Raw genomic sequence first — 15,807 nt, 5'->3', positions numbered from 1 at the left:
CAGGCCGGACTGGTTATTGATATCCCCGCCACGAACCGTTACATCCCCTTTGTTCAGAGAGCCAATCTGGCCTGAACTGTTGTCAAAACGACCAGCCGCAGAAAGATTTACCATATTGTTGGAAACAAGGGTGCCATGATTAGTTACATTCCCCTGAAAATTTCCCTGTAAAGATCCATTCACAGCATTCATTTGCCCATTATTCACTACATCATGGCCCGACAGGAAAAGATTTTGTTGGGAGTTAATCATACCTGATTGGGTATTATTGATGTTTTGCGCAGTCAATTGTAATTCTGCCTGACTTAGAATCGATCCGGAATTTGTTAGATTATCTCGGATTGAAAGTTGATTCCTATCATTTCCATTGGCAATAATCTTTCCAGAATTTGTCAAGGAATTCGCCTGCAAAGAGAGCTGTTTATCGGCCCCTATCGTCCCTGTATTTTCAACAATATCAATTTTGGCATGTAAATTGTTGCGGGCTGACATTTCACCATTAATAAGCAATTTTCCATCAGCAGTCAGCTGCATGTCGCCAGCCGTAGATGCCATACGGCCATCTACACGGACTCCGGCTCCCTTTTCGTTAACCATCATTTGAATATGATTGCCCGTCATCCCGCCCAACACAGATGTATCAATAGCAAATTCTGGTCTTTGACTGTTATCTGGTTTTTGCGCCGTTGCAGTTCCATTTACATAATCATAAATGTTGCGTCCTGCGGTGATTTTAATATCCTGACCATTTACAGGTCCTTCAATCCTAACTTTGCGGCTGATAATATCCAAAACGGGAACTTCGGCAAAATTCCCGCCTTTTCCTTCAAATGCCACTTCTCCATCATTTATATTGATAGACTGCAGGTGGCCTTCCTGATCAAACTGGGTCTTACCTGTTGCAAGAGAGGTTCTTGTTGTATTGACAAATCCACACCCCGCACAAGTGATTCCACTGGGATTGGCAATAACCAGGGCAGCCTGTTTACCAGCGATTTCAGTATATCCAAGCAATCTGGTTGGAGAACGGCCAGTCACTTCATTAATAATCAAATTAGCGTTATGATTATCATTCAGGTTGGGATTGCCCGTGATTTGTCCAGCCAGTTTTGTCTTGGTTATTGTGGAGGAATTATTTAAAATCTGACCCGATTCATTAACGTTATACTGGTTGAAAAGATTATGTGAAACACCAGCATTATTGGGATGTGCAATATTGATCTGATCAATTCCATTATTCGTTACATCAATAGATGGCCGTTTATTTACCGGGGCTGTTGGATCAACCACTATATTAGAAGCGGGCCTGGGCCCGGCATAAATCGGAAAGGTTGAAAAAAGGTTCCCTCCCAAGAATAATCCCGTCACAATCGTGTATTTTAGACGTTTTATTAGCAAAATCCGAGAAATATAAAAGGGATTATATTTAGTTTTAAACATAGGGTACCTAATAGGAATACTAAAATAAATATTTAAAAATAAATTCTAAGAATTAATCAAAGCTTGATATGATATATATAATTTAGATCGAAGCAACAATAATTTTTTATTTAAAATTATTAAAAATGTATTTTAAAAAGAATAATTTTATATATAATCGAAAACCGTTGATAAGTTTTAGTATTATTTAATTTTATAACCATGAAAATTTTATTTTTTTAATATAACACAGTGTTTATTATTTTTTTTTAAACCAATTTTCCATAAGTAATTATGGGAATAGTGGTCAATATTTTTAAGGTTAGGGTTTTTTATGAAAAAATTGCTTTTATTAAGCGCTCTTACAATCGCTTTGTTAAATTCCACTCATGGATTCGCTGCAGAAAGAACAAGTAAACAAGCATCTGATAGTAAAAATAGTTCTGCAATTTCTCCCATTACCGTAAATCAAAGAATAGGCAGTTGGGATATTCATTGTGCCTATCCAAACGCCGCGGAACAGAACAATAAAACCGTGTCCCAGGGATGTATCGCTCAACAAAATCTATTAACCAAAGGGCCTAACAACAGCCAAAGCCCTATCGCCTCTCTTTTGTTGGAAAAAGTTAAGCAAAGTAACGATTTGTCAAAACCTGTACCCTTTCAATTTACAGTGGTTGTTCCCCTTGGATTCTCTTTACAAAGTCCAGCCAATTTAACTTTCGATCGTGCAAAACCTGTCGAATTGCCTTGGGCTGCCTGTACGACAAACGGATGTATCGCAACCAAAGTTATTGATAATGACCTTCAACAGCTATTGACTAAAAACAAACTTGCCCATCTGGTCATTCATCGCGTCAACGGAACAACATTAACCATTAATTTTAATATTGATAATGTTCCTTCCATTCTTAAAACAATGGATGAGATGGTTAACAAGAAAAATCCGTAATTCCATCCAGATACAAGATAAATGAATTTTAAGGCTGTATATCTACGATTATTCTTAATCGTCGTTCCCTGTATTTTTTTTATAAACATACAGGGATTTGCTCAAAATCTTAATCAATATCAACAATATCTGCAACATAAAGAACGACAACATTTAATGGAGACCCTACCTCCACCCTCCAGCAATGTACAGGTAAACCAGGATCAGGCCCCTGCATTGCATGGTAAGGCATGTGTGCATATCAATTCCATCATCGTCGTTAATACACAAAACCTCTCACAACTGCCAGTCAACCATATCACCAGACCATGGCAAAACAAATGCATGTCCCTTGATGATATGAATACTGTCCTAAACAAGCTCAATAAGGCCTATATTGATCATGGATTTGTAACAACTCGGGCCTATCTGCCTCAACAAGATCTCAAGTCAGGTCAATTGCATATCGTTGTGGTGGATGGAAAAATTTCAGACTTCCAATTCGAGGGAGTGTCTGCAAAAAACCATGAAACCATGGCTTTTCCATGGGTTAAGGGCGGAATTCTAAACCTGCGGGATCTGGAACAGGGAATGGATCAAATGAACCGTCTGCCTGACTGGGCTGCCACAATGAAAATTGCACCTGGTCAAAAGCCGGGCACATCAATGGTTAAAATCAATGCCCATGATCCAGGCATTCTTCATGGTCAGTTGACAGTTGACAATAATGGACAAAGCTATTCGGGAAGAACTATCGGACGAACCATGGTTACTGCCGAAGATCTTTTCGGATTATTGGATATGTGGACTGTAGAATATGATCATTCACTCAATTCACGTCAGGGAGATGGACACAATTCCTTTTTTACCGCTGAAGGCTCAATCCCTCTGGGACCATGGACATTCTTCGGAGGATGGTATCGCTATGACGATTTCTATCGTCTACATTTCAACTGGCCAGGACAAGGACGATACGATACGACCCAAAAAGATTTCCATATCGGTGCCTCGAGAGTTATCGCTCGTAATTCAATCGGTGTTACAACATTACAAGCTACCTATGAGCTGAAATCCTTTGACAGTTATCTCAATCATTCCAAAATGAACACGCAAAGTGCAAAACTCTCCTTCCTGAATCTTAATGCCAGTGAGTCAATGCATCTTTGGGGTGGAACATGGTATGTCAGTGTCGGAATGAAAATCGGTTTGGGGGGGGCAATGGGAGGAAAGTCCTGGATCGATAACTCAGGTCGATATAATCCCCATACGCAATATGTAAAGCCAAGTTTGGATATCGATGGATATCAACCTATCATCGATAATTTTATGTGGCATACTTCCATCCACGGGGAATATAGCACTAAAAATCAATATGCGAATGAGCAAATGCAAATTGGCGGACCCTATACGGTCAGAGGTTTTATGCAACAAACCATGATCGGAAATGCAGGAATTTACATGCGTAATGACCTCTCATGGTTCATTCCCACAAAAAATATGGATTGTGGCGGATATCAATTCTTCTGCAACGCCCTGATTAAAAATACCGAACTCTACGGTATTCTCGATGTCGGAATGACACGGGGTGTATTTACATACAGCGATATGCCAAAAACAGAAAAAGGAGGCAACCTTGCCGGTGCAGGTTTCGGTATTCGCAAATCCTCAGGCAATATATTCTGGAACGCCTCTCTTACACACGCGCTTACAACGGCAGGTCTTCCTCCAGAAGGATGGATTGCACTTTTCAATGTCGGTGTCAGACTGTAATTTGATCTATTCATTTTATGGGTATGGTTTTTACCCATAAAATAATTTACCCTTTACCGTTAATATTTCATTCAAATTGAATAGATAATAATCGGATTAAAAATGAATTTTCAACTATTAAATAATGTTCTTTTAACAAATGATGATGGCATTGATGCACCTGGCTTAAAAATTCTGGAAAACATAGCATCGAAAATTGCCAAGACAATCTGGGTTATTGCTCCAGAGCGAGATCAAAGCGGGACTGCTCAATCTATAAGTATTCATCACCCTTTACGCATAATGGAAAAATCAAATAATCATTTTGCAATATCCGGTACACCGGGTGATTGTGTTGTAATGGGGATTCAAGAAATTTTACCCCAACGTCCTGATCTGGTTTTATCTGGCGTGAATCGGGGAAGCAATCTTGGTATTGAAACCATATTTTCAGGTACTGTTGGCGCAGCAATGACAGGTGCCTTATTGGGAATACCTTCAATTGCTCTTAGTCAGAATTTCAGAGATGGGTATCCTGTTCAATGGAATACAGCGGAGTATTTCGGTGCAAAAATTATAGAACAAATTTTAGAACATAAAAAGAATTTAAAAAATGGGTGTATCAACATCAATTTTCCCGATTGCCAATATGATGAAGTGAATACAATAGAATACACGACACAAGGATTGGGATATATTGAGAATATTGTTCCAGTTAAAAGAAAAGATTTACGACAAAACAAATATTTCTGGCTTAATTTTGACAGACCAATCAAGGAAGATAAAATAGGAACGGAAACACAAGCCATCAATAATAAATCAATTTCAATCACTCCTCTGACATATGAAAGAACAGATTTTGATTTATTGAATCAACTCAAGAAATAAATTCAAAATTCGTCGCATTGCAAGTAATAATATTCAATACATTATTATTGTGATGCGACACTCATATTTCCGAAAATATAATTACTGATTTGCTGTTCCAGACTAACATAAGGCATTGTATTACTGATTTTATTTCCAGCCTTGATAAAATCTCTGTTTTTTCCTGGTTTAATGATTATAACGCCATCATCCGTCATACTGATTGATGAAATGACAAACTGACTATCAGTGGGCAAATGAATATTTTTGTTAATATCTATTTTAACTTCGGACATGAATGTCTTTTTATTAAGATTGATGGATTTTATAACCCCAACTGGAATACCCGATAAAATAACCTTTCCACCAGGGTTAACCGTATTTGAAGAAAAAAATTGAGCTTCGATAGTATATCGATCCTCTCCGGTTCCAAATAATATAAATCTAGAATATGCATAAAATCCGATAGCAATTATCAAAACAAAAGTGCTAGCCATATATGCACTAACATTTCTTTGTTTAATCATTAACATCTACCCTTTATCATTCCAACCTAACATCAATAAATAATATAATTTTAAAAAATAAAATAAAACGTCAAAATACACTATTAATTTTCAATGTTTGAAATTGTCATGATTCCTTAAATCTCTGAATTATTATTTTCTAATAATACGTATTGATCAATAACTATATGATTTAATTTTTTAAAATGCCTGATAAAATATATTAAACGATTTATAATATCGAAAAAAGGTTACTTCATGTCTTTTCTTCAGGCCATTTTTATTGCCATTCTACAAGGTGCAACGGAGCTTTTTCCTGTCAGCAGTCTTGGTCATGCCGTTTTATTCCCCGCTCTGCTAGGATGGCAAATTCACGCTCAAGATCCAACATTTTTGCCATTTATGGTAATGCTTCATTTCGGCACCGCTTTCGCTCTTCTAATATTTTTCTGGAAAGATTGGAGTGCCCTTTTCAAGGGTGCATTAGGTAAGGATGGAAAAGAAATACAACGTCAAAGTTTTTATATTTTTTCTCTTCTTATTGTTGCCACCTTACCCGCAATATTCATCGGTGCCTTTTTTGAAAAATTGATCAGAAACCTTTTTTCGACACCCGATATAGTGTCAATTTTCTTGGTATGTAACGGAATAATGCTTTTTATAGTTGATAAACTCAGAAAAAATATATCGGTAGACAAAACGATTGCAATAGCTGACTTAAAAGTAAAAGATGCTTTATTTATTGGATTATTTCAATGTCTGGCTTTCTTTCCTGGGATATCACGTTCGGGGTCAACCATTGTGTCTGGATTGATTCGAAATTTATCTCATGAAAATTCTGCAAGATTTTCCTTTCTAATGGCTCTTCCAGTAATTTTGGCAGCTTCTGCTCATCAAAGCTGGAAAATCTACAAACAGCAAATTCCTTTTGACAATATTTTACATATGGGTATTGCGACAATCATCGGATGTATTACAGCACTTCTAAGTACGGCATTTCTTATGAAATATTTCAAAAATAATGAGAAATGGGCTCTAACACCATTTGGATATTATTGTTGTGCATTAGGCATAATAGGTTTTGTTGTATTGATGTATTAAATAAATCACATTCACATTTATGTGAATTGTGATGATTGTCAAACAAGTTTTTAAATAAAGAAGGAACAAATAAATTTTTCGGGAGGAAAAATGAAACCCTCGGATCTTTCCTTAAAAAAAAACAAAACGAATTTTTTTTCTCCTAACAACCTTTTTATAATTGATCTATTTGCTTCATTGGCTGGACTTTTATTTGGCCTGGATATTGGTGTTATGGCTGGCGCAAATGATTTTATTAAAATTGAATTTTCAGCAAATGACCATGATATTGAAAAAATAGTTAGTATCATGATGTTTGGAGCCGCTTTTGGTGCTTTAATATGCGGTTGGGCCTCAGCCAAATTTGGACGAAATCGCTGTTTGATCGTAAGTGCAACCTTTTTTATCGCCGCTTCGATAGGTTGTTCCTTATCCAACAGTGTTTCTGACCTCATCATGTGGCGATTTGTTCTAGGATTTGCAATCGGTATCGCCAGTATGACTGCCCCATTGTATCTGGCTGAAATTGCACCGGAAGAAAAAAGGGGTGCAATGATATCAACCTATCAATTAATGATAACGGTAGGAATATTCATGGCATTCATTTCCGACACTATATTCGGATATTATGGAGCATGGCGATGGATGCTGGGAATTTTGGCCGTTCCCGCAACCATATTTTTACTGGGTCTTCTAATCTTACCAAATAGCCCACGATGGTTATTAATGCATCGTCGAAGAAAAGAAGCCTATAATGTTTTATCCTCTATTAGAAATAATGATAATACCCTAATAAAGAAAGAAATTAAAAATATTGAAATGCAACTGGAAAATTCCCAAAAAGGATTTTATTTATTTCTCTATAACTCGAATTTCAAACGTTCTGTTCTATTGGGTATTTGTTTACAGATTATACAGCAATTTACAGGTATGAACGTTATTATGTATTATGCCCCTCGCATATTTGCCAATATGGGATATCACGGTCATGCACGGTTATGGTTTACAGCCTTAGTTGGTCTGGTAAATGTTTTCGCAACCTTTCTTGCCATCGGAATATGTGATAAATCGGGTCGAAAACCAATATTGTATATCGGTTTTACGATGATGGCGATTGGATTGGGGTCTGTCAGTTTTCTTTTAGATAATAATATCCAAACAAATTCTTATCTTCAATATTGCTGTGTTACAATGCTATTAATGTTTATTATCGGTTTTGCCATGTCTGCAGGGCCTTTAATCTGGACGATATGTTCCGAAATACAACCTTTGCAAGGACGTGATTTTGGTATTGCTGTTTCAACAGTGGTAAATTGGTTGGCAAATTTTTGGGTGGGATTCACTTTCTTGACATTGATCAATACATTCGGTGCTTCACATACCATTTTGTTATATGCCTGCCTAAATCTGATATTTATCGTTTTCATTTTCGCATTTGTACCTGAAACGTCAAATATTAGTCTGGAGCAAATCGAAGAAAATTTAATGGAAGGTCAACCCTTAAGAAAAATTGGCAGATAGATTTTTTATAATCAGCATTTTATAATAGATCGCTTTGATGAAATCCGTTCAAATAAAAAATTGGTAAATAACGGCTGATATAGCTATACATCCCATTATGGTTATAAAAATATTGCTTGATTTTCCTTTAAATTTTGCCAATTCAGGTAATTTGTGAATGGCAACCATAGGAAGAATAAATAAAATAACAGCAAGAACTGGTCCACCAATGGATTCAATAATACCTAAAATACTGGGATTATTGCTTGAAACAAACCATGTAACTACATATACAAAAAATAACGCACATCGATCCAAAGTTTTACAGGAAATGTTTTTCCCAAAAAAATGATATAATGATTTTTCCAAAACCCCATTAAATCCTTCCTTCGCCCCAAGATAATGGCCAAGAAAGGATTTGCAAATTGCTACAAAAGCAACGATTGGCGCTATAAATTTTAAAAATGGGGTATGGAAGTGATTAGCCAAATAGGAAAGAATGGTGATATTTGCCTTTTTCGCTTCAATTAAATTGGCTGGGCTCAGACATAAAGCACAACTAAATACAAAAAATAATACGGTAATTACCATCATTAAATTACTATATTTAATAATTTGTGAACATTTTGGTTCAACCCATCTACCATACTCTTTGCTTTTGGTAACAGCTAGGGAAGAAATAATCGGTGAGTGATTAAATGCAAAAACCGCAACAGGTATAGTCAACCATAATGTTAGAAACATTCCATTTCCCCCCTCCTGTGATGCTCCAGATAAACTTATATCCCTGAAAAGATTCAGGTTCCAATGTGGAATAAGAAATAAAGAAATCAATATTAAAATTGCAACAAATGGATAGACTAGGGTCGACATTATTTTGACTATCAGATTTTCACCACACTGAACGATCATTATCAAAAAACTGATTAAAAAAAACGAAGTCAACGCTCTGGGCGGTGGTATTAATCCAAGTTGATGTTGTATGAAATTTTGAACAGTATTAACAAGACTTACACCATAAACCAATAAAATAGGAAATATTGCAAAAAAATAAAATAATGTGATTAAATACCCAATTTTTTTTCCAAATTTTTCTTCAACGACAACGGTAATATCACCATAATCATTTTCGGATCCCGACAATACAAACCTACATAAAGCCTGATGTGCATAAAATGTCATTGGAAAGGCAAGAATAGTCAATAAAAGTAAAGGAATTAATCCACCAGCCGCAGCGTTAATCGGTAAAAAAAGTACTCCTGCACCGATCGCCGTTCCATAAAGACTCAACATCCAAACTGTATCACTTGAACGCCATTTGGGCATTTTATCTAAAATTTGATTATTTTTCATTAAAGCTTTACTTTTTTATGATTGAGTATGATTAACGCTTTATAAATCGGATTAAAAAAAAATTCAAAAATATTATTTAACTCTCCCTCGCAGGAAAATTGGAAAATATGAAAAATATATCAGTTACGATTACGCAGTGATTTTGTATAGAAATATGTATTTATATGCTCCCAAAATAAATGATATTTAATAATTTAAGGAACATATAACTTAATCTATCTGTTATTGATCTTAATTATTCAACAGTTACGGATTTTGCAAGATTTCTGGGTTGATCAACATCCGTGCCTTTTAAAATGGCAGCTTCATAAGCAAGCATCTGAACGGGTACCGTATAAAGGATTGGCGCTACAAAAGCATGAACTGTAGGCAAAACAATAATCTGTTCTGCAATGGTTGACAATGCCTCTGCACCCTTTGCATCAGTGAAAGCAATAATATGTCCACCCCTTGCTTTTGCTTCCTGTAAATTTGAAAGTGTTTTTTCAAATAAAAAACCGGAAGGCACAACCGCAATGACTGGAACCGTTTGATCAATCAGGGCAATCGGGCCATGTTTCATTTCACCTGCGGCATAGGCATCAGCATGAATATACGAGATTTCTTTCAGTTTTAATGCTCCCTCCATTGCAACAGGATACATTATCCCTCTTCCCAGATAAATCACACTTTGAGCATCGGCAATTTTATGGGCAATTTCCTGAATTTTATCTTTCATTTGCAAAACTTCAGCAACACGACTGGGGAGATCCATCAATGCAGTCAAACATACTTTTTTATTTTCAGGGGTAATCTTATTTTTCTCACGAGCGATAACAAGGGTAAAACACGACAAAACTGTCAATTGGGCTGTAAACGCTTTTGTAGAGGCGACAGCAATTTCCACACCAGCATCCGTACCGAGAACAACATCACTTTCTCTGGCTATAGTACTGAATTCATTATTTAAAATAGAAACTATTTTTTGATGTTCATTTTTTAGATTTCTCAAGGCTGCCAAGGTATCGGCCGTTTCTCCTGATTGCGATATGACCAATCCCATCCCTTGACTTTCAACAGGAGGATTGCGATAGCGCATTTCACTTGCAACATCTATATCAATGGGCAATCTGGCATATTCCTCCAACCAATAACGTCCAATAAGACCAGCATAAAATGCTGATCCACATGCCGTAATTATACCCCTTTTCAACGTTGATAAATCGAATGGCATATGAGGCAATATTATTTTATGGGATGATGGATCGACAAACCGCCTTAAAGTCTGCCCTATGACAATTGGATGCTCATGAAGTTCTTTCTCCATATAATGACGGTAACCATTTTTACCGACAACCCCTGACATCAACGCCGTTTTTTGAATTGGACATTCAACTTTTCCACCTTCCATATCAAAAAATTCAGCACCTTCTCGTGTCAAAACAGTCCATACGCCATCCGGCATATAGGCAACTTTTGTGGTAAGAGGTGCGATTGCCAGACTGTCAGACCCCACAAACATTTCATGATCACCATATCCGACAACCAGTGGGGCACCATGTCTAGCCCCGATTATAAGATTATCATCACAGGAAAAAATCATCGCAATGGCATAAGCTCCCTCAAGCCTTTTCAAAGCCTTGAAGGCAGCTTCTTGGGGTGCACATCCCTGTTTCAGATAATAATCGACAAGCTGCACAATTGTTTCACTATCCGTTTCACTTTTGAACACTTGTCCTAGCTCTGTCAACTCTTTTCTTAATGCAACATGATTTTCAATAATTCCATTATGAACAACAGCCACACGATCCGTCATGTGAGGATGCGCGTTGTTTTCCGTGGGGGCTCCATGTGTTGCCCATCTTGTATGACCAATGCCCAGATTGCCGCTTATTGGGGAAGACAAAAGTAATTTCGATAAATTATCAAGTTTTCCAGGAGCTCTACGACGATTTAACAGGCCATGATCCAATATTGCAATCCCTGCAGAATCATATCCCCGATATTCCAGACGACGCAAAGCTTCCATAATCAGAGGAGTAACAGATTGGTTTCCTAGTATTCCAACAATCCCACACATAAACTTCCCTTTAATATCAGTTTTTTAATGTAACCTTGCTATTTTTATTTACCTGCCTGGCCCTACCAAATGCTTTGGCATTATCAGGAACATCATCCGTTATCACGCTTCCTGCCGCAATTAAACTTTTATTACCAATTTCTACAGGAGCAACAAGAATGGCATCAGAACCGACAAATACCTCATCTCCAATGACCGTCTTATGTTTTCTCGACCCATCATAATTACAGGTTATCGTTCCTGCACCAATATTTGTCTTTTTACCAACAATGCTGTCACCAAGATAGGAAAGATGATTTGCTTTCACCCCGTCACCTAAAGCTGTAGCTTTCAATTCCACAAAATTACCGACATGCGCATCCTGACCCACCACCGTATCAGGTCTGATACGAGCATATGGACCAATTATGGCATTTTGTTTAATTTCGCAGCCTTCAAGATGACTAAATGATTTGATTTCAACCCCTGAACGAATGACCACATTTTTGCCAAAAACAATATTGGGATGAAGAATTACATCATTTTCAATCTTGGTATCATAAGACATAAAAACAGTATCCGGTGAAATCATTGTCACCCCGTTATCCATCGCCTGTTTTCTCAATCTTTTTTGAATTATGGATTCAGCAAAAGCCAATTCAGATTGCGAATTGATCCCTGTAAGTTCCGTTTCTGAAGCCCTTAGAGCCTTTACCACCTTATGTTCCCTAACTGCTAAAGAAACAATATCTATAATATAATATTCTTTTTTTGCATTATGATTTTCAATTTCTTTCAGCCATTTGGAAAAATACAGTGCGTCCGCACATATTACCCCAGAATTGCACAATTTTATTTTTTTTTCTGCGTCAGAGGCATCAAGTGTTTCCACAATCTTTATTACATGACCATTATTTTCAATCACACGTCCATAAGCCTTGGGATCATTACATTCCATAGCTAATAAAACCAAATCAGTTTTTGGTTTTTTTTTCTCATCAATAAGTCGCTGTAATGTATTTTCCCGTATCAGGGGATTGTCAGCATTTAGAACAGTGACAATACCCTTTCCAAAATAGGCCTCTGCCTGCAATGCAGCATGGGCGGTTCCCAATCTGTGCTTCTGGATTACAACCTGATGCGGTTTTACAAGATCGGCAAGAGTCTCCATATGCGGACCGAGAACCACAATAATTCGATCAAAAACCTTTTCAACCTGATTTAATAATAAACGTATCATTGGAAGCCCTGCAATGGGGTGCATTGCCTTTGGTTTTGAAGATTTCATACGGGTTCCCATTCCTGCAGCCAGAATAACTGCAACGGTTTCCGTGGTGGAATTTGATAATTTATGCATTGTTTGTCATGATATTTGTAAAAAATTTATGTCATACTATCAAAATATTTACACTTTTTATATCCCAAATGAGGCTTAAAACAAAAATTATGAATATAAAACCTTATCCCTTGATCGTATTTGATATGGATGGAACCTTAATTGACAGTCTTCCAGATATAGATCGCAGTTGTCAGACTTTGCTGAAATCCTATGGATTGCCTCCTATCAGTACACAATCAGTGCGTTCTACATTGGGTGACGGAATTAAGGTGACAGTTGAAAAAATTCTAGATAATGCAGGAAAAGAGGCAAGTTTTATTGACAGAAATGAGGCTATTGAAAGATTTGTCAAGGATTATGTCCCACATGCGGCCGATCTTTCCAAACCCTTTGAAGGGGCGGAAGAAGTTCTAATAAAATTTAAAAAAAATGGTTGGAAAATAGCTTTATGTTCCAATAAAATTACGCAAGCAGCCAAGAATATTTTGGAAAAACTTAACCTGCAATCATATTTTGATTTTATCGCTGGAGGTGATTGTTTTGCAGATAAAAAACCTTATCCGGTTCATCTTTTAGGAATAATCAACTATCTTCAAGTTTTACCAACTAAAACTGTAATGGTAGGTGATCACCTAAATGATATTCTTGTCGCCAGGAACGCACACATTACGGGAAGCATATTTGCCGAATGGGGCTATGGTGATTTGTGTATTGGAAAAGAAGCAACCATGCGTGCCCGCTCCATAAAGGATGTACCGATAATTGCTGAGAAAATGATTGATAAAAAACCTTGATCATTTTGTAGCCTGTCTCAGAATTACTATTACATTTCCCATTTTTGGATTGTTAAATTCAAAACGGACAGGTAACATTCCTATATTGTCAATCTCTTTAAACCATAAATATCCAGGTTGGGGTTGTGCTGATAGAGCGCGGTGACGTGAACGTTTGAGACCAGCCGTTTGTTGAGCCACCGCCTTACAAAATAATGCTTCTCCCTTATAGGGGCTTGTCCACGAAGATGGTATAGGCATTGTACCAGCCGCCTTACTTTGAAACGTGAATATACGAGAGCCATCAAAAATCTTGAATTGGTCGCTACAGTTTTTATTCGCTCTGACCCGCTGAACCAATTGCAACATTGCACTTAAGATATCTATACTGTTATTCCTTTGACTTTCAGTCACAACATCACGATTGTCTTCAATTGCAGGATCAAGTTTTTCTATCTTTACATTTTGTTTATGGTTAAAATCTATATTAGCAACGAATTTCTTACCTTTGGATTTTCCAGATGATTGGTATTCATTTGGTAACAAATTACTATTATTGATTTCCCCTTGAACTGATGACATCATATCCAGATTTATGAAAAGACTTATAACACCTGCAGAATTAAAATGAGCTTTTGCAAAATAATTGTCCGATGTTAATACGTACGATGCCTTTATAACAATAACATGTAAATTCTTGTTATACACATCAAATATCAAGTTAATCGGTTTAGGAATATTCAAATTATTTTGTGCTTTTACAAGCGAATTATCAAAAAATATCCATGACAAAATACACAATATTAACATTTTATAATATTTTACCATGACTACTCTCTTTCAAAAGATGTCTTTTATAGACAGAGTACAGAATATTCTAAAAAAAGTATATAAATATCATGGTAAAACATTTAATTGATTAAATGCTAAAAGCTCCTGTTCCAAAAGCCTCAACATGAATTTTTTCAGGTGGAATACCTTTTTCCTTCAATTTTTTACCCTCATCTTTCATGAATTCAACAGGTCCACAAAGATAATAATCAGCATCTTTATCAAAAATTGACTGATCTATCCTATTAATGTCCATACGCCCTTGATAGTCATAATCTATTCCCTGTCTATCTTCACCATCAGGTTTTGAATAAAAAATAAAGCGATTAAAAGTGGGACTTTTTTCAACAATTTCATTTACTTTTTCACGTAAGGCATGTTGTTTACCATTATGTGTTCCGTGAATGAAATGAACAGAACGATTACTTTGTTTTTCATGCAGAAAAGACAGCATGGAATACATGGGAGTAATTCCAACCCCGGCACTCATAAGAATAATCGGATTTTTCCCTTGCTGATTTAGATAGAATTCTCCTGCTGGTGCAGACAGATCTATGATATCCCCAACATCATAACTCTTATGAAGTAGATTGGAAACCTTACCTGCCGGAGTTTTCCCCTTACCATCTTCACGTTTAACCGTAATACGCAACGTATCTTTTCCAGGAGAATCAGATAATGTATATTGACGCGGCTGAATTAAATTCCATTCTGGGACATAAATTCGAACTGAAACATATTGTCCAGGATAAAATTCCGGAAGCTTGCCCCCATCAACCGGTTGTAGATAAAACGACGTGATTTGTTCGCTTTCAGGAATTTTCTTGACTATTTTAAATCCTCTCCAACCTGTCCATGCATGTTCCCTGATCTGTTCTTTGTATATGCCCAATTCAATATCAATTAACAGTTGAGCCAATTGTTGATAGGCAGCTCCCCAAGCTTCGATCAAATCATCTGTAGCGGCTTCACCCAATACCTCACTAATAGATGCCAGAAGATGTTCCCCAACAATAGGATAATGTTCCGCCCGAATATTCAGGCTTACATGTTTATTGGCAATATGAATGAAAGCATTTTCTAGTATGGTTGGATTATCGATATTTTCTGCATATGCCAGGACAGCCGTAGCAAGTGCATGTTGTTGCTTTCCGGCTTCTTGATGTCCACGGTTAAAAATCTGTTTAAGTTCAGCATTATTATTCAACATCCGTTTATAGAAATAGGAAGTTAGTTCAATGCCATGCTCTCTTAAAACTGGCACTGTATTTTTAACAAGCGTTTTTTGAGCTTCGGTTAGCATTTATAGTGACCCTTAATTTTAATTAAATAATATATTTAAAATACATCTTTAATAAAAATCTTAACAAACCCTGTTACAACTAAGATAAATCATTAAAGATGTATTCAATATACTCTTT

At 36.5% G+C, this 15,807-nt stretch carries 13 protein-coding genes; 6 read left to right on the top strand and 7 right to left on the bottom strand.

The window, feature by feature from the left end; genetic code table 11:
• Positions 1–1,440: filamentous hemagglutinin N-terminal domain-containing protein (locus H3R28_RS05525; RefSeq protein ID WP_198210021.1), on the bottom strand; the 1,440-nt coding region annotated here is incomplete at its 3' end.
• Positions 1,441–1,753: 313 nt separating this feature from the next.
• Here H3R28_RS05525 and H3R28_RS05520 point away from each other — a divergent pair.
• The 3 genes from H3R28_RS05520 to surE all read left to right on the top strand — a co-directional run bounded on the left by H3R28_RS05520 (position 1,754) and on the right by surE (position 4,987).
• Positions 1,754–2,371 (top strand): invasion associated locus B family protein, encoded by a 618-nt coding sequence (locus H3R28_RS05520; RefSeq protein WP_155565402.1) that lies wholly within the window; start codon positions 1,754–1,756, stop codon positions 2,369–2,371.
• A 21-nt stretch (positions 2,372–2,392) separates the two neighbouring features.
• On the top strand, positions 2,393–4,120 hold the full coding sequence (locus H3R28_RS05515; RefSeq protein ID WP_198210020.1) for a ShlB/FhaC/HecB family hemolysin secretion/activation protein: 1,728 nt from the start codon (positions 2,393–2,395) through the stop codon (positions 4,118–4,120).
• Positions 4,121–4,222: 102 nt separating this feature from the next.
• Positions 4,223–4,987, top strand: coding sequence for a 5'/3'-nucleotidase SurE (gene surE, locus H3R28_RS05510; protein ID WP_198210019.1), 765 nt, complete (start codon positions 4,223–4,225; stop codon positions 4,985–4,987).
• A gap of 44 nt (positions 4,988–5,031) precedes the next feature.
• Here surE and H3R28_RS05505 read toward each other — a convergent pair whose 3' ends face one another.
• A complete protein-coding gene (locus H3R28_RS05505; protein ID WP_198210017.1) occupies positions 5,032–5,493 on the bottom strand; it encodes an MlaD family protein in 462 nt (153 codons plus the stop codon).
• 237 nt (positions 5,494–5,730) lie between these two features.
• Between H3R28_RS05505 and H3R28_RS05500 the strand changes: the two genes are divergently transcribed.
• Both H3R28_RS05500 and H3R28_RS05495 read left to right on the top strand, forming a co-directional pair.
• On the top strand, positions 5,731–6,573 hold the full coding sequence (locus H3R28_RS05500) for an undecaprenyl-diphosphate phosphatase (RefSeq protein WP_198210015.1): 843 nt from the start codon (positions 5,731–5,733) through the stop codon (positions 6,571–6,573).
• Between the two features lie 90 nt (positions 6,574–6,663).
• Positions 6,664–8,073 carry a sugar porter family MFS transporter gene (locus tag H3R28_RS05495; RefSeq protein ID WP_198210013.1) on the top strand — a complete coding sequence of 470 codons (1,410 nt, stop codon included), beginning with the start codon at positions 6,664–6,666 and terminating at the stop codon, positions 8,071–8,073.
• Between the two features lie 48 nt (positions 8,074–8,121).
• On the opposite strand, the gene H3R28_RS05490 is transcribed toward H3R28_RS05495, so the two are convergent.
• From H3R28_RS05490 to glmU, 3 genes are all read right to left on the bottom strand, one after another.
• Positions 8,122–9,405, bottom strand: a complete 1,284-nt coding sequence (locus H3R28_RS05490; protein WP_198210011.1) for an aromatic amino acid transport family protein — start codon at positions 9,403–9,405, stop codon at positions 8,122–8,124.
• Positions 9,406–9,640: 235 nt separating this feature from the next.
• Entirely contained in the window at positions 9,641–11,464 is a 1,824-nt protein-coding gene (gene glmS / locus H3R28_RS05485) for a glutamine--fructose-6-phosphate transaminase (isomerizing) (protein ID WP_198210009.1), read from the bottom strand.
• Positions 11,465–11,480: 16 nt separating this feature from the next.
• Positions 11,481–12,800, bottom strand: coding sequence for a bifunctional UDP-N-acetylglucosamine diphosphorylase/glucosamine-1-phosphate N-acetyltransferase GlmU (gene glmU / locus H3R28_RS05480; RefSeq protein WP_198210008.1), 1,320 nt, complete (start codon positions 12,798–12,800; stop codon positions 11,481–11,483).
• An 89-nt stretch (positions 12,801–12,889) separates the two neighbouring features.
• Between glmU and H3R28_RS05475 the strand changes: the two genes are divergently transcribed.
• Positions 12,890–13,576, top strand: coding sequence for an HAD family hydrolase (locus H3R28_RS05475; RefSeq protein ID WP_198184966.1), 687 nt, complete (start codon positions 12,890–12,892; stop codon positions 13,574–13,576).
• Here the strand turns inward: H3R28_RS05475 and H3R28_RS05470 are convergent, their stop codons facing one another.
• Together H3R28_RS05470 and hmpA are read right to left on the bottom strand one after the other, a co-directional pair.
• Positions 13,577–14,383, bottom strand: a complete 807-nt coding sequence (locus H3R28_RS05470; RefSeq protein WP_198210007.1) for a DUF3108 domain-containing protein — start codon at positions 14,381–14,383, stop codon at positions 13,577–13,579. It lies immediately after the preceding gene.
• A 91-nt stretch (positions 14,384–14,474) separates the two neighbouring features.
• Complete coding sequence (gene hmpA / locus H3R28_RS05465; RefSeq protein WP_155568056.1) at positions 14,475–15,689, bottom strand: NO-inducible flavohemoprotein; 1,215 nt, start codon at positions 15,687–15,689, stop codon at positions 14,475–14,477.
• Positions 15,690–15,807: the final 118 nt, after the last annotated feature.

It is taken from the genome of Commensalibacter sp. M0268, from assembly GCF_016101925.1.
GTDB lineage: Bacteria > Pseudomonadota > Alphaproteobacteria > Acetobacterales > Acetobacteraceae > Commensalibacter > Commensalibacter melissae.
This window is presented reverse-complemented; position numbering and strand designations above follow the sequence as displayed.